Below are 15546 nucleotides of genomic sequence, written 5' to 3' on the forward strand. Positions count from 1 at the left end.
CGGCGCCCTTTTCCTAGTCCGGCTCGTAGCCGGTCATTTCCAGATATCCCATGCCGCTGTGGCTGCCATTGATGCGCACCGGGCCTTCCCAATAAGGGAAAGAGGTTCCCATCCAAGCGTGTGGATAGACTGCATCTACGGTAACTGAAAGATCGCGCTCGGGCAGGTTGACATGCCATCGGGTCGGCACAGAACGCCCCTCGACGATACTGTTTTCCAAAGGCGTGGCGGCAAACTGACCGGGTTCCAGCGCCGTCGCTGTACCATCTGTTGCGATCCAGGTGCCTGATGTGAAATCCCGGTCGGCGCCGCGCAGCACGAAGCCCATCAGCTTTTCACCGCTGTCAAAGGAGAGCGAAAACCAGTCCCAGCCGCTCTGGTCTTCATCGAGCGGCTGGCTGGACCATTCCCGGTCAAGCCAAGCCTGCCCGGTAACAGCAACCGGACCAGAGGGCAGTGTCAGCGTGCCGCTGACCCCATAGCGTGGCTGTGAGTAGTAGTAACTTGCCTGACCGCTTTGGGATTTTACAGAGTAGCCCTTGTCGCCGTGCAAAACCAGCGGCCCTTGTGCCTCAAGATCCAGCGCATAGGAAAATTCGGGCGCGCTGGCGGTCAGGGTCAACGCATCGATCCCCGAACCCGCGCCTGTCATCTCCCAGTCGTCGATCCAGGCCGCAAAGGGTGTCGCAATGACGCCTGCCTGCCCGATCCCGCCACGGGCGAGCCGCTCTGCGAAATAGTGCGCATTTTCAGTGGTCAGGCCCGCATGTCCCATCCAGATCTGGGGGCTGCCCCAGCCGGATTGTTCTTCAGGCGCGAGGGCCGAGCGGAACAGCGTCCACTGAACGCCGTAGTCGCGCCCGTCTTCGCCTTTCAGGTTCGCGGTCAGATACCACCATTCAATGCGATAGGCAGGGTGCGGTCCATGATCGCGCGGAAAGCTCAGTTCTGCGCCCTTTTCGGGAATGGCAAAGCCGACGGCCTCGGTCCCAAGGCCTGCAAACCCCTGTGCTGATGTGCTGGCCGCAGGCGCAAGCACGGCAAGACAGCAAAGCAAGATGCGTATGAAAGATCCCCTATCGTTCATTGGCAAAGACCTTCAACAGTTCGGAGGGGGATAGCCTGGCAAGCCTTCGCGCGGGCAGAAGGGCGGCAAGTGCGGCTGCCAAAAGGGCAAAGACAAAGAGGCGCGCCCAATCTGTGGGGAAGAGGTACATCGGGAGGCGCCAGCCAAATGCCTCCACGTTGATAACCGCCAATAGCGTCCAGGCCAGCGCCAGTCCCAGTGGCAGGGCAAGACAGGCCGTGAGAGCCGCCAGCAAGAGGCTGCGCAGCATGTCGAGCCGGGCAAGTTGTCTGCGGGTGATGCCCATAGCCCAGACGGGCGCAAGCTGGGGCAGGCGCTGTCCCCACAACGTCAGGAGGCTCGTCAACATCGCAAAAGCGGCAACGCCTAGGGTCAGCACATTCAGTGCATCGGTGATGACAAAGGTGCGGTCAAATATGGATAGGGACTGTGCTTTGATCGTGGATTGATCGGCCACCCGTTCCGGCGGCAGGTCGTACCGAGTGCGGATCTCCTGGATAAGTGCTGCCACTTCGTCCTGCGGGAGCCGAAGACCGAATTGTCGGTTTGGGACGTTATCGGCGCGCTGCAGCAACAGGGGCAGTGATAGGATCGCCTGACCGTTGGGATTGCCATAATCGGAGTAGATGCCCGCGATTGTCATTTGCCAATTGTTGGACAGCTGCAGGGTATCACCTGGGACATAGCCATGCTTGCGCGCAAGCTGTTCGTTGATCAGTATGCTGCGCCCCTCTGCAAGGCTGTCCCAGACCCCGTCAATGGAGGACAGGATCGGCCAGTTGTCGCGGTAGGTTCTATCGTCGAGGATGCCGTAGATCCGCAGCGGTGCCTCTTGATGGATTATGTCATGCCAACGGATCGGCAAGGCGCGGGCGCCGTCACGTTGCGCTATCCACTCCGTGAGTGCGGCGCCTTGTTCGTCGGTGTCCACGGTCACATAGATCTCTGCTGCGAGGCGCTGGTCGAGCCAGCCCACAAAGGTCAGCCGAAAGCTCGAGACCATGGTCCCAACTCCAACGTTGGCCGCTAGCGCAAGCATCAGGGCCATAAGCGCCAGAGAGAGACCGGGAAGTTGTGCCCGGGTGTCGGCCCAGAGCCACTCTGCCACCGGACCTTTGGCGGTTCTCGCTCCAAGGCGCAGGAGCAGGGCAAGGCTCAGCGGCAGAAGCAGAGCGGCCCCCAGCATGAACCCGCCCAGAAACAGGAAACCGGCCAAAAGGCCATCGAATTGCCAGACTATTAGCACCGCGCCAAGGATCATGGCCGCACCCACCATGGCCAGAAAGGCAAAACTGCGCTCCGCGCGCATGATCCGCCCTCCGGCCGCTGGGGCGGTCAGAATTGGCATCGACCAAAGCGCATAGAACGCGCGCGCGGCGGCTAGCGCAGCGCCGCCCAGCGCCATCGCAAGACCTGACAGAATCCAGGCTGGACGCAGAGTCAGGCTACCGTCCACGCTCGCACCATACAGCCCCGTCAGGGTCGCGCTCACGTCCGGAAGCAGTGCGGCCGCAATCCCATAGCCCAAAATCAGACCGAGCGTTCCGGCCACGAACGCCATCAACACCAGCTCGGCCGCGAGCAATGCCATAAGGGTCGGCATCGGTACGCCCAGGCTGCGCAGCGTGCGAAAGAGACCGCGCCGCTGCTCCATGCCAAGTGCCACGCTGCCCTGAACGATGAACAGCCCCACGGCAAAGGATAAAAGACCAAATGCGGTGAGGTTCAGATGAAAGCTATCGGTGAGGCGTTCGGTTGCGGTACCGGCCTCATCTGCTGCAATCCGCACAAGGTGAGGCGCCACATCGGCCAATGGTCCGCGTTTCACGGGTTGATCAGGAAGGATGACCAGCCGTGTTAGACGGTCTGGCGTTTCAAGTAGGCGGCTGGCCAAGGCTATGTCGGCGATCACCGTGCCGCGCGGAATATCCGGCGAGGTGACGATAGGGGGAACATCTGACTCGGGATCGATGGTGGCTGCCGTGTCGGAATGGAGAAAGATTTGGCCGGGCGGCAGAAGCGTGACGGAGACATCCGCGTCGCCGCTCTCATCTGTTGTCACGGGCGTTGCCTCCATCAGGGCCAGGGGAGGCGGGTTGAGGAGGTCGATCCCCATCAGATCGTAGCCTTGCGAGCCAAACCGAACACGCCCTTCCAGCACCGGGGCCACTAGCCAGCCGGCTCGCCGCAAGGCGATGTAGTCGCTTACAGTGATCTGGCGGCCTGCGCGGGGCATCAGATGGTCTGCCTGGGTCTGGCCCAATTGCGCGGCCGCCCGGGCGTAGGAAGCACGCGCCTCGGCGTTGATGGCCTGAACCGCCGACCAAAGCCCGGTAGACAGCGCCAGTCCCACAAGAATGGCCACCAGTTGCAAGGGATGACGCCGCCAATGAGACAGCAGCGTCAGGAAGGCAGCCCTGATCATGAAACGCGCCCCTGGCGCAGATGGAGGCGCCCATCCAGCCGCGCCGCGATGGTCTCTGAATGGGTGACAAGGAACAGCGCGGCGCGGCTTTCCTTCAGAAGATCCAGCATCAATCCCATCACCGCGTCACTGGCGCCCTCGTCCAGGTTTCCGGTTGGCTCATCTGCCAGCAGGAGGGCAGGGCGCAAGGCCATGGCCCGACCGATGGCGACCCGCTGCTGCTGCCCGCCCGACAACTGATCCGGAAACCGATGGAGGAGATCCGACAAACCCAGCTGATCCACGAGGCGCTGCTCCCAGGCTGCATCGCGACGCTGGGCAATGCGGGCATGGAGGGAGAGATTACTCTCCACACTGAGCGATGGGATCAGGTTGAACTGCTGAAACACGATTGAAACCTGGCTTTGGCGCAGGCGGGCGCGCCCTGCCTCTCCCAGCGTCGAAAGGTGTGTGTCACCAATCGTGATTTCGCCGCTGTCAAAGCCCTCAAGCGCAGCCGCGAGATGCAACAACGTACTCTTGCCCGAGCCGCTGTCGCCGGTCAGGGCAAGACTTTCGCCGGGCGTGAGCGACAGGGACACCCCCTGCAAGACGGGGCTCTTTCCAGCACGCGCGGGATAGCTTTTTGTGACGTCACGGATTTGCAGGACCATTTGGAGGCTCTTTGGGTCGTTCATGTGTCATCAGACATCTAGCGGGCTTTGTCGCGGCGAACAGGAAAAACGCTGCGCTCAAAGGACAGGAGCCATAAGCCTTGCAACCGGTGCAAAAAGACGAATGCAAAGACGATGATCATCTAGGCCGAGATGAATCTGCCGGGAGCGCTCGAAATCTTCTTCGAGCATGGCAGCCACGGCGGCAGCTGCGTCGGAATCGAAAAACAGTGCCATGGTTTCAAAATTCAGCCGGAAGGATCTGTTGTCCATGTTGGTGGTGCCTACGGCGGCCAGGGTATCATCAACCACAAACACCTTCTGATGCATGAAGCCGCCAGAATACTGGAGCACATTGACACCAACGCCGCGCAGATCGTCAAAATAGGCAAAAGAGGCGAGCCATGGCAGATAGTGGTCAACGACGTCTGGCACTAGAATGCGTACATCCACACCGCGCAAAGCGGCGTGTTTCAGTGCGGCCACCACATCGAGATCGGGAACAAAATAGGGCGAGGCGATCCAGACCCTGGTTTTTGCTGCTGAGATGGCGGAAAAGAACATCATCGAACCGTTCTCGGTGGTGTCTCCCGGTCCTGTGGGCACAATCAGGGCGGCACGGTTCGCCTTTGCCGGGGTGGGGGTCCAGTCGAGCAGGTCCAAAATTGGCTCTTCGGTCAGCCAGTGCCAATCCTGCGCATAGGTGAGCTGCAACTGCTGAACCATGGGGCCGAGCAGTTTGATATGTGTGTCACGCCAATCGCCAAAGGCCTTGGTTGGGCGGATGTATTCGTCACCGACGTTGAGCCCGCCCGTAAAGGCGATACGCCCGTCAGCGATGACGGTCTTGCGGTGGTTTCTGAAATTGAGTGTGAAGCGGTGCTTTGGCCCGCGCTGCGAGCGACGATCCACGAGATTGATACCCGCTGCCTCTAGATTGCGCAGATAGCTCCGCGTCAGGCGGTGGCTGCCGATTGCATCGGCCATGAACCAGACCGTGACCCCCCGCTGAGCGGCCTTTATCAGGTGCCGTTGAAGTCGGCGTCCAAGATCGTCGTCCCGCACGATATAGAAATGGATTAGGACGTATTCCTCGGCCTCATCGATGGCCTTTATCATGGCGTCAAAGGCGGCTTTGCCATTGATCAGGAGTTCAAAGTCATTGCCATCGCAGACCTTCAGCCCGGAAACCGCCTCAAAGGGAGATGCGGGAATGGATGTTGTCACCGGCCCGCGGGCGCGGACATCGGCCATGGCCTGCAGATCCTTGACCGCGCGATGTGTGGCCTGGCGTGCGGCGCGATAGCGCTCGAACCGGTGATGTCCAAAAAGCATATAGGCGGGCAGGGCAATCAACGGGGAGGCCAGAAGAAATACGACCCAGCCTATGGCTCCTTGGGGTGTACGTGCCGTGCGCGCGGCGTTCAGTGCCCCGAGGGCGGCAAGCACCCACATCATGATGATGGCTGCCGAACTGACAACGACCCAAAATGTCACCGATTCAGTCCCGATTATTTCTTCCCTCGCCATCCAGTATGGCGGGATGCGATGCCTTCCGCCAGTCGCTTTGACGTGCCACTACGCCGCCGCTGCCGAGAAATTTAGAGCATTAGCTGGCTTTGCACGAAAACGGCGTGCAAAGGCTCTCGCAAATTGGTCTTGCTTGTGGAAGGTTCGAGCTATGGTAGCGTCATCACATCCGAGGTTCATTTTGCGGGCGACCCTCCGGGCCCTGTCGGCCTTTGGCCGCAAGAATGGCTGGGTGATGAGCAGCCATATCGCCATGTCTATGATGTTGGCGCTCTTTCCCTTTATCCTGTTCACGGTTGCCTTGTCTGGCGCCCTTGCATCCGTTTTGGGTCAGAATGTTGCAATCGCCGATCTGCTGAATCCCGTATTTGGCAGCTGGCCTGAGGAGGTATCGGGCCCGATCCTGCGCGAAGTCTATGCTGTGCTTGAAACTTCCAGCACCAGCCTTGCGACATTTGGGGGTATTCTGACGCTCTACTTCGCTTCGAACGGTGTCGATGCGGTGCGCATTGCCATGGTCAATGCCTATGGAGATACAGACAAGCGCCCCTTTTGGAAGGCGCGGCTGATCTGTCTGGGGCTTGTGATTGCCGGCGGGATCGGTGTGATGGCGACCGCTCTGTTCGAAGTGATCCTGCCCCTGTACCTGCGCTACATTGCGGATCTGCTGCCCTACCCGGTGGTTGGTGCAGGCTGGGAGCAGGGCTTGCGCGGGGGATTACTGGTCCTGGTGCCGCTTGTTGCGGTGCTGCTGTGTCACCTCTTGCTCCCGGGCCAACGCCACCGGCTCTCTCAGATTCTGCCAGGCGTGGTCGTTACCCTGGTTCTTTGGTGGGCTGCAGGCTTCGGTTTTGCGGTTTATGTTGGCTCATTCGCCCAATATTCAGCGACTTACGCGGGGCTTGCCGGGGCCATGGCCGCAATGATCTTTCTTTATGTCAACGCCGCCATCCTGATTCTGGGCGCTGAACTGAACGGCGCGCTGATGGCTATAGAGCGCGACAGGCGCTGACAGGCGCCCCCTATTGTTCGACAAAACGAAACAATATGGCGCGTTTGCCTCAATTTGGTCATCGGCTAGGCGCATTGGCTGCATAGCCTGATCTCAACTCAAGAAATGAGGAGAGGCAAGATGCGCAAGCTGTTGGAACGGATTTTTGGAGTGAAGCGTGCCGAGGTTCAGACTGGCGAGAAATCCCTGTTGATTTCCCGTCAGTGCGACGGTGAGCGCCTAGATTCCGCCCATTGGCGCGAGGTGGCCCTGATGTCCTTCAGCGCCACGCACAAGCCACTGGCCTGATTTACGATCTGAAGAGCGCTCTCAGCCGCGAAAACCTGTAGCGATCACGAATTTTTCAGAGCTGTCCGAGCGTGATGAGGGCGGCTTTACATTGGCAACCTTGGTGAACTTCTGCTTGAGAAGCTTCTGAAGGTCCCCTTCGGCGCCACCCGCCAACACCTTGGCCACGAATGTGCCACCCTGTTCAAGTACATCGAAAGCAAAATAGGCGGCCGCCTCGCACAGGGCCATGATCTTCAAATGGTCGGTCTGCTTGTGCCCGGAACTGGCGGCGGCCATGTCCGACATTACAACATCCGCCATGCCGCCGAGCCATTCCTTGACCTGGTCGTCGGCTCCTTCATCCATGAAATCAAGCTGATGGAACTCCGCCCCCGCCAGCGGTTCCACCTCTTGCAGATCCACCCCGATGATGCGGCCCACCGCCTTGCCCTGTTTTTCGCCGAGCGCATTGATCCGCTTGACGGCCACCTGTGCCCAGCCCCCTGGTGCGCAGCCAAGATCGACGACGCGAGCGCCGGGCACCAGGAAGCGAAACTTGTCATCGAGCTCCATGATCTTATAAGCGGCGCGGCCCCTATAGCCTTCGGCCTGAGCGCGTTTGACGTATGGGTCATTGAGCTGTCGCTGCAACCAGCGGGTCGAGGACAATTTGCGCCCGCGCGCGGTCTTGACCTTGACCTTGAGATCACGCTGACCGCGGCCCGAGGTGTTCTTGCCGGTTGGGCCTTTGCCAGAAGGGGTCTTTGCCATCGTAGATACCATCGTTGCCAATACTGCAGTCTGCTTCGGCGCTCCATGACAGATCCGAAGGGAAAACTCAAATCTCTGGATGTCGGGGTAGGGAGCTCAGAAAGGCCCGTCTTCGAGAACGCCGTCCGCGCTCATCTGCGCATAGAGCAGTCCTTCGCGCAGGCCTCGGTCGGCGACCGATAGCCGGTCAGTGGGCCAGCACCGCAAAAGAGCCTGCAGGATCGCCGCGCCGGACATGATCAGCGCCTGCCGGTCCTCGCCGATGCGCGGATCGCTGCGCCGCCCTTGCGGACCAAGCTCCAGATACCCCCGGATCACCTTGTCGATCTGATCGCTGGTCATCCTGAGGCCATCGACCTTGGTGCGGTCATAGCGCTTCAGTCCCAGATGAGACGCGGCAACAGTCGTCACGGTCCCGGATGTGCCGACAATCTGAAAGCCCTCGCGGGTCTGCTCGTCCTTGTACGGGGCGAAATCGGCGAGGTGTTCTTCGAAAAACCAACTCATAAGAGCAAAACGAGCGGCGTCATCCTCAACATCGTTGAATTGATCCCGCAAGGTCGCGACCCCCAGGGGAACCGAGATCCAATCCACAACTTTGGCGGCGGGAAAGGGGCTTTCGGGCGGGTGGAAGCCTGCGTGCAGCCGCATGATGGCCGACGGACGGTCCCGACGCGGCACCGATGAGATGTCGATCCACACCAGCTCGGTCGATCCGCCGCCGATGTCCACGACCAACAGCTGTTCGGTCTTGGTCGAGACCAGCGGCGCGCAGGAGATCACCGCAAGACGGGCTTCCTCCTCGGGTTGGATGATTTCAAGGGTGAGGCCGGTTTCCCGTTTGACCTGGTGGATGAACTCACGAGCATTCTTGGCGCGGCGGCAGGCCTCGGTCGTGACCAGCCGCATGCGCTTCACTTTGTTGCGCTTGAGTTTCTGCTGACAGATCCGCAGCGCCTGAATGGTGCGCGCCATGGAGGAGCGGGACAAACGCCCCGTCCGTTCAAGTCCGGTTCCCAGTTGAACCGACTTGGAAAAACTGTCCACCACATGAAAGCCGCTGCCCTTGGGCTGGGCAATCAGCATGCGGCAGCTATTTGTGCCAAGATCCAATGCAGCATAAAGCGCATCCGGATCCGGACGGGCTGGTACAGGGGTTTCTACCGCTTTGGGAAACGCGCCCGCACCTTTGGAACGCCTGGGCGCCATGAGTCACGCCCTCCGATTATCGTGTTAACCTTAGAATATGCGCCGAAATCCGCCTGCGCAAGTGGCAGTGCGTGGCAATTGTAATTTGCCGGGCCTGCCAGAGGAAAACTTCAACCTCCGCCCCATGCAGACGGCTCATAAGGTTGATGAGAATTATGAGGACGTCTGTCGGTGGCCTTGTGCATGCAAAAATTGTAACCAAAGGCGGAGCAAAAGGTCGCTCACACCCCAAGTGTTGTCGAAATCCGGCGCCCGCGATCCGCGTAGCCGCCGTAGAAACGCAAGAGAACAGACGGAATGGAAGGAGCCGACATGCCGGACGTCACCATCGTTTACTGGCGCGATATTCCGGCGCAGGTTATCGTCGGGAAAGGGCGCCGCGGTGCCAAACGCCAGCTCGAAGAGCGGTTTGAGCAGGCGATTGACCGTGCGGCCATGAAGGTCAATGCCAAGGATGCGGACGCCTATCTGGCGGAATGGCGCAAGGCGGCTCCCTTCCAGGTCGAAGGCGATCCAAAGGATGTTGCCGAAGCCGAAGCCACCCGTCTGGAACAAGAATACGATCAGGATCGCCTCAAGGCCTTGATCGCCAATGATGGATGGGCATGAGCCTGACAGCACTATGGGAGGCCGCGATGGCTTTGTTGAACTTCAAGAAACGCGAGGCTAACAGCTCGCAGCCGGTGAACCCAGAGGTTGAGGCCTTCCTCGATGATTATTCGATCGAGGTGATGCCGCGCACGGCTTCGAAGGTAGAAGATTTCCGCGATCTTTTGCCCGCTGGCACTCGTGTCTACATCGCCCACATCGAAGGCACCCCCATCGAAGACATGGTCGAGACCGCCAAGCGGCTCAACGCCGAAGGCTACCCTGTGATGCCGCATTTCCCGGCGCGCATCATCAAGGACGAAGCGACGCTGGCTGACTGGATTGCGCGCTATCAGGGCGAAGCGGATGTAAAACAGGCGCTGTTGCTGGCGGGCGGCGTGGCCGAGCCGCACGGTGCGTTTGACAGCTCGATGCAACTGCTGGAAACCGGGCTGTTCGACAAGGCCGGTTTCACCAATCTGCATGTGGCGGGGCATCCCGAGGGCAACAAAGACATTGATCCTGACGGATCCGTGAAGAACGTGATGGAGGCGGTTCTCTGGAAACAGAAATTCTCAGAGCGCACCGATGCCAAGATGGCGCTGGCCACCCAGTTTGCCTTTGACGCTAAGCCGATCATTGCCTGGGCCGACGGGTTGAAAGAGGCCGGTGTCGACCTGCCGATCCACATCGGGATCGCAGGTCCAGCCAAGCTGCAGACCCTGATTAAATTCGCTATCGCCTGCGGCGTTGGCCCGTCCCTTAAGGTGCTGCAGAAGCGGGCGATGGATGTCTCCAAGCTGCTGCTTCCTTACGAGCCGACGGACGTGATCGCTGAACTGGCCGCCCACAAGGCCGCCAACCCGGATTTCAACATCACAAACGTCCACTTCTTCCCTCTGGGCGGCATCAAGACAAATGCCACCTGGGCTATCAACAACGGCGGCGCCTCGGCGCAGCCGGTCAACTCCCAAGGATAAGACATGACCCGTACTGTCGTAGAATCAAAAACAAAAACCGCTGTCCTTGGCTTTGACGAGCCATTCTGCGTCATCGGGGAGCGGATCAATCCTACGGGGCGCAAGAAGCTGGCAGCGGAGCTCGAAGCGGGGGATTTCTCCACCGTTGAGAAGGACGCTCTGGCCCAGGTCGCAGCAGGGGCGGATATCCTCGATATCAATGCGGGTGTTGTCTACAACTCCAACCCAAACCCGAACGAGACTGAACCTCCGCTGATGACTAAGATCATCGAGCTGGTGCAGGGGCTGACCGATGTGCCGCTGTGCATCGACTCCTCCGTGCCGGAGGCGCTGGAAGCCGGGTTGGCCGCTGCTGAAGGTCGCCCGCTACTGAATTCGGTGACCGGCGAAGAAGAACGGCTCGAGCTGGTGCTGCCGCTCGTGAAGAAGTACAACGTGCCCGTGGTGGCGATCTCGAACGACGATACCGGGATTTCCGAAGACCCCGACGTGCGCTTTGCCGTCGCCAAGAAAATCGTGGAGCGCGCCGCTGACTTCGGCATCCCCGCCCATGACATCGTGGTCGACCCGTTGGTGATGCCTATCGGCGCGATGGCGACGGCGGGTCAGCAGGTCTTTGCCCTGGTGCGCCGCCTGCGCGAGGAACTGGGCGTCAATACCACCTGCGGCGCGTCCAACATTTCCTTTGGACTGCCCAACCGCCACGGCATCAACAACGCCTTCCTGCCCATGGCGATGGGGGCTGGCATGACCTCGGCCATCATGAACCCGGTTGCCTTGCCGGTGACGCAAAAGGCGATTGCCGAGAAGAAGGAACAGGTGACGGCTGCTGGCATCATCTTGCCCGAAGGCATGGACGACGAGACCTTTGTTACCCTCTTTGGCCTTGGTTCCACCAAGCCGCGCCCAGGCAAGGAGATGGAGGCGATCCGCGCTGCCAACCTTCTGACCAACAACGATCCGCACGGCGGCGCCTGGATCGCGGCGAACAAGGCCCCGGCGAAAGCCGGGGAGGAAGGTCGCGGTCGCGGTGGACGCGCCGGGGGGCGCCGCCGCCGCGCCTGATCTGTACCATGGGACTGTGAATGGGCCGGAATTTAGTTCCGGCCTTTTCTTGTTTTCTATTCGTGGGGTGGTAAAGGCTCTTCCTTGGCGCTGAAATCACGATTGTATTGCGCTGGCGGGACGCTGATTTCGCGTCACGGTTAGGTTGGTGGCGACGATATCACGCTAGGCGCGTACCGGGGCCTGTTTCTTCGGGTGCTGCTTAAAATGACCCAGCAAAATTTACTATTATGGAACCAGTGCCGCCGATCTTGGAGGGCGTGTTGTCTTGTTGTTAGGGATGGTATCGAGTGAAACGACTTCAAAACGCAGACATCTACACGCTTTTGGATGCTGTGGGCATGGCGGTTATCGTCTTGGAGGTCGGCGATGATGGGATCCCCAGGTATGTGGCGATGAACGAACGCTCCCGTTCTATCACAAAGCTGCCTGCGGAAGGATGGTTCGGCAAAACGGCTCTGGAAATCTTCGGAGGATCAACCGGGGAACGCGCACTGGCCAAACATATGGAAGTGGTGCGTTCTGGGCAGGAAACCACCTATGAAATTGACCTCCCAGCCGTACACAAGACCCGCCACATTCGCACCACGATGACGCCTGTCTTCAACGTGGCAGGGCAGCTCATCTATTTGGTTGGCTCATCGTTGGATATCACCTCGGAGCGCGAGCGCGACGTTGCGTTGGAACTCACCAGGATTGCGAAGCAAAAGGCCGAAGAAGCGAACCAGGCAAAAGAAAGGTTCCTGGCCGAAATGAGCCATGAAATCCGAACCCCCATGAACGGTGTCCTGGGGATCTGCGAGTTGCTGAAGGAAACAGGTCTCAATGAGGAGCAGAACCTTCTCGCAGATACGATCATCAGTTCGACACAAGCCTTGCTCAAAATCGTCAATGAGGTTTTGGACTTTTCACAAATCAATGCGGACAAGGTCTCTTTGAACTATGAAGCGTTTTCGCTTCGCGATCTTGTGGATGAACTCGTGACGCTGTTCTCGGCCAAGACCTCTTTCAAGGGGTTGGATTTTGAGGTCGATTATCCTGAAACGGTTCCTTCGGTGTTTGTTGGGGATGTCAGCAAGACCCGCCAGATCCTGCTGAATGTGATCGGAAACGCGATCAAGTTCACTGACGAGGGGAGCGTGTCGATATCTGTTTCCTATGATGCCGGGGCGGCTGGTGCGGCGCTGGGTCTCACTGTAAGCGACACCGGTTGCGGCATAGAAGAAAGCAAGCTGCGAAAGATTTTCGCCGCGTATGAGCAAGCATCAAATGCACCAAAGGCCCTTGAGCAAGGAACCGGGCTGGGCCTTGCTATCACACAGGCGCTTGTTGAACGCATGGGGGGGAAGATAACCGTGTCCTCCGAAGTTGGCCAAGGCGCCCGGTTTTCCATTTCTCTGGATTTCGCCCCGTGTGCGGATAGCGACGCCTCATACCGCGCCAATGCATCACTTGTTTCCCCGTCGAAATTTGGCACCGAAGGGCCGCCAATCTCCGCCGAAGCCGCCTTTGCCACGGCGCAACCGCTGCATGGAAAACGTGTGCTGGTGGCGGAGGACAACAAGACCAATCAAATGGTTGTCGACAGGATGCTTGGCAAGATGGGGGTGGAGGTCACATTGGTGGAAAACGGCTCCGATGCGGTGGATACCTATGTCACTTCGGATTTTGATCTGATCTTGATGGATCTGTCGATGCCTATAATGGGTGGCCTTGAAGCGGCCCGCAGGATCCGCCGCCACGAACAGAACAGCGGCCGCCCGCCTTGCAGGATCGTTGCCCTGACAGCAAACGCGCGAAAGAGTGATGAAAGGGCCTGTCAGGAGGTTGGAATGAACGGCTTCCTGAGTAAGCCTTTTCGCAAAAAAGAACTTTTGGAGTATCTGAGGTCGCTCGAGTGAGGGGCGCAGCCGTCGCCGTGCACACGGGCGCATCACGGTGATGACCGTGCAACTGGCCACCTCCCGATAGCGCTCTGTGTCGTTGGAGAGGCTTAGAGCGTCATTTCCTCACGCACAGTTATCGCCCGCGCAGGTTGGGTGGGTCGTACCCCAGCACGGGATCCTCGCGGCGTTCAAAAAAAGAGGGGTCAATCACGGCATTCTCTGGAATATGACGATACTGTCCCAAAGGAATGTAGTAGCCAAGCCAGCCCTTTTGGTTGGGCCAGGTGCTGCGAGAGGTGAGGCCTGGAAAGATCTCAAGAATGGGCCAACCCTTGGTCAACTTCATTTGGCTGTGGATTTCTGACTTTGCGCAGGGCTTGGAGATATTGAGCTGCATCCGCTCGGTGACCTTGTCCTCCTGACCCCGCACATAGCGATTGTAAAAGGTTTCGCGAAACACGAGGCTGTCGACGCCGAGGCCGTCAAGCTCGGCGCGCATCCACTCCATCGTGATCTTTGACAGGCCTGCCTCCGGCTCGGGGACGCTGCCTGCCATGTCGGTGTGCGTGCCGGGAAACCAGACCTGCTTGACATCCTGCTGTGGTGGATCCTTTCGGGTTTTGAACCGGTTGCCATAGTAGTTTCGCCCTTCTGCCCATAGCTGATGACGAAAGAACCGCCGGGTCTCATCGATTGACAGAACGTGGCGCACGGCTTTGACCGATGGGTTCTCATCGACACTGGAATGGGTGCCAAATTCGATCAGGCTACCCCCGCCGATCTTGAAGCGTATCATGGAACTGACCGTGTCCCAGAGGCCCAGAAACCGGATTGGCACGCGACGGATATGGAAGAACTGCTCAGAGATGCGCAAAGGTGCAAATTGCTCGTGCGGGCCGTCTTGGCGGAGCTTTCGCCAGGCGCGAAAGACAGGGCCGATCAGGTGCAGCTCATGCGGGGCAACGAGGCCAAAATCATTGATAAACCCTGCCAGTACCCGCGCCGTATAGGCACCGCGCGAATAGCCAAAGAAATAGAGCTTGTCGCCCTCACGGTAGTTCTCGCACAGAAAGGAATAGGCATGCAGAACGTTGGCATGCAGGCCAAGGCCAAAGGCCAGCCCCATTGCCAGGCGGGTTCGGGCAAAAAGGGTGCGCGCAAACGGGCGGGTCGATAGCGTACCCACACCGGGTTCGTAGTAGATTAGCTGGTTTTCGTCATGCTTCAGACACTTATAAAGCCGCAGAATGTTGCTTTCGTTCTTTTCGACTTCATTGCCGGTGCCATCAAGGCAGATAATCAATTTGCGTGACATGAAACGACTTCCCGGAAATTCCTATCGAAAAGCCTAGCCTTAAACCCACAGGGGTGCAATCATCGGTTGATTTTCACTCGGCCCTCGGGGACCGCCGCCGCGCCTCGTCGACGCGGTGATCACAGGATGGAAGGGCTGGGGTTACCGCGCGCTTCTGGTATTGCAGAGCTGCGTGGGGTTGTTGTGTTGCCGCAGATTTGTGGCTCTTGCGAAAACAGATTGCTATTTGGGGGGGCTGTATTGATCCCGTGTTTATTCCGGAGAAAGTGGAAATTGAAATCGAACGATACTTTGGCTCAAAGGTTGCAGAAAACACCCCTGAAGCGTCTGATACTTCTCTTTGGGATCGCTTTTGCAACGCCACCTGTAGCGGCCCAATCAGCCATGGAATGCGCTGCGAACAATAGCTGCACCATCGAATACCAGCACCTTTCTACTCAAAAGTCTGACCCTTTCTTGTTCCTAGGCGTGGTGATGACCTCAGAACACCCGCGTTGGTCACAGTTCCGCTGGGCAATATGGAAATACCCTGATGCAAGATCATGTTTGACGAGCGAAGAAGCTAAAAGTGAGGATCCAAACCTCCTACAGATTGATTGGGCGCGCGTGGGGACTGGTGCTGGTGCAGAGGTCTGTGCGTTTCGAATATTCTCGAGCCTCGGATAAGTCGAATTGATAGAGTCGTGGCTGCGCTATCACGAATTTAGGTTTTCGGGTCAAAATCGAACGTTCCCCAAAAAACACACCCCACCGCG

13 protein-coding genes are annotated in these 15546 nt (G+C 58.8%); 6 read left to right on the forward strand and 7 right to left on the reverse strand.

The features are described 5' to 3' along the window. Positions 1-13 precede the first annotated feature (13 nt). The 4 genes from INS80_RS15520 to cls all read right to left on the reverse strand — a co-directional run bounded on the left by INS80_RS15520 (position 14) and on the right by cls (position 5695). Entirely contained in the window at positions 14-1087 is a 1074-nt protein-coding gene (locus tag INS80_RS15520) for a lipocalin-like domain-containing protein (protein ID WP_192966495.1), read from the reverse strand. After that, positions 1077-3512 carry an ABC transporter permease gene (locus INS80_RS15525; RefSeq protein WP_192966496.1) on the reverse strand — a complete coding sequence of 812 codons (2436 nt, stop codon included), beginning with the start codon at positions 3510-3512 and terminating at the stop codon, positions 1077-1079. Before INS80_RS15525 ends, INS80_RS15520 begins: the two co-directional genes overlap by 11 nt. After that, positions 3509-4165, reverse strand: a complete 657-nt coding sequence (locus INS80_RS15530) for an ABC transporter ATP-binding protein (RefSeq protein ID WP_192966497.1) — start codon at positions 4163-4165, stop codon at positions 3509-3511. Before INS80_RS15530 ends, INS80_RS15525 begins: the two co-directional genes overlap by 4 nt. Before the next feature lie 78 nt (positions 4166-4243). Continuing rightward, a complete protein-coding gene (gene cls, locus INS80_RS15535) occupies positions 4244-5695 on the reverse strand; it encodes a cardiolipin synthase (protein ID WP_192966498.1) in 1452 nt (483 codons plus the stop codon). Between the two features lie 151 nt (positions 5696-5846). Between cls and INS80_RS15540 the strand changes: the two genes are divergently transcribed. Both INS80_RS15540 and INS80_RS15545 read left to right on the forward strand, forming a co-directional pair. Then, positions 5847-6707: a YihY/virulence factor BrkB family protein gene (locus INS80_RS15540; RefSeq protein ID WP_192966499.1), complete on the forward strand. Its 861-nt coding sequence runs from the start codon at positions 5847-5849 to the stop codon at positions 6705-6707. Positions 6708-6827: 120 nt separating this feature from the next. Continuing rightward, positions 6828-6995, forward strand: a complete 168-nt coding sequence (locus INS80_RS15545; RefSeq protein WP_192966500.1) for a hypothetical protein — start codon at positions 6828-6830, stop codon at positions 6993-6995. A gap of 21 nt (positions 6996-7016) precedes the next feature. Here INS80_RS15545 and INS80_RS15550 read toward each other — a convergent pair whose 3' ends face one another. Continuing rightward, positions 7017-7748 carry an RlmE family RNA methyltransferase gene (locus INS80_RS15550; RefSeq protein ID WP_192966501.1) on the reverse strand — a complete coding sequence of 244 codons (732 nt, stop codon included), beginning with the start codon at positions 7746-7748 and terminating at the stop codon, positions 7017-7019. A 96-nt stretch (positions 7749-7844) separates the two neighbouring features. Then, positions 7845-8957: a Ppx/GppA phosphatase family protein gene (locus INS80_RS15555; RefSeq protein ID WP_192966502.1), complete on the reverse strand. Its 1113-nt coding sequence runs from the start codon at positions 8955-8957 to the stop codon at positions 7845-7847. Positions 8958-9269: 312 nt separating this feature from the next. Here INS80_RS15555 and INS80_RS15560 point away from each other — a divergent pair, with 312 nt between their 5' ends. The 4 genes from INS80_RS15560 (at position 9270) to INS80_RS15575 (ending at position 13491) form a co-directional block, all read left to right on the forward strand. Next, positions 9270-9566: a virulence factor gene (locus tag INS80_RS15560; protein ID WP_192966503.1), complete on the forward strand. Its 297-nt coding sequence runs from the start codon at positions 9270-9272 to the stop codon at positions 9564-9566. Positions 9567-9592: 26 nt separating this feature from the next. Continuing rightward, on the forward strand, positions 9593-10525 hold the full coding sequence (locus INS80_RS15565) for a methylenetetrahydrofolate reductase (protein WP_192967306.1): 933 nt from the start codon (positions 9593-9595) through the stop codon (positions 10523-10525). Between the two features lie 3 nt (positions 10526-10528). After that, positions 10529-11590: a methyltetrahydrofolate cobalamin methyltransferase gene (locus tag INS80_RS15570; protein WP_192966504.1), complete on the forward strand. Its 1062-nt coding sequence runs from the start codon at positions 10529-10531 to the stop codon at positions 11588-11590. A gap of 290 nt (positions 11591-11880) precedes the next feature. After that, the gene (locus tag INS80_RS15575; RefSeq protein WP_192966505.1) at positions 11881-13491 is read left to right on the forward strand and encodes a PAS domain-containing sensor histidine kinase; all 1611 of its coding nucleotides are present in this window, start codon (positions 11881-11883) and stop codon (positions 13489-13491) included. A 118-nt stretch (positions 13492-13609) separates the two neighbouring features. On the opposite strand, the gene INS80_RS15580 is transcribed toward INS80_RS15575, so the two are convergent. Continuing rightward, positions 13610-14791: a T6SS phospholipase effector Tle1-like catalytic domain-containing protein gene (locus INS80_RS15580; RefSeq protein ID WP_192966506.1), complete on the reverse strand. Its 1182-nt coding sequence runs from the start codon at positions 14789-14791 to the stop codon at positions 13610-13612. Between the last annotated feature and the right edge of the window lie 755 nt (positions 14792-15546).

This window comes from Phycobacter azelaicus (assembly GCF_014884385.1).
GTDB lineage: Bacteria > Pseudomonadota > Alphaproteobacteria > Rhodobacterales > Rhodobacteraceae > Phycobacter > Phycobacter azelaicus.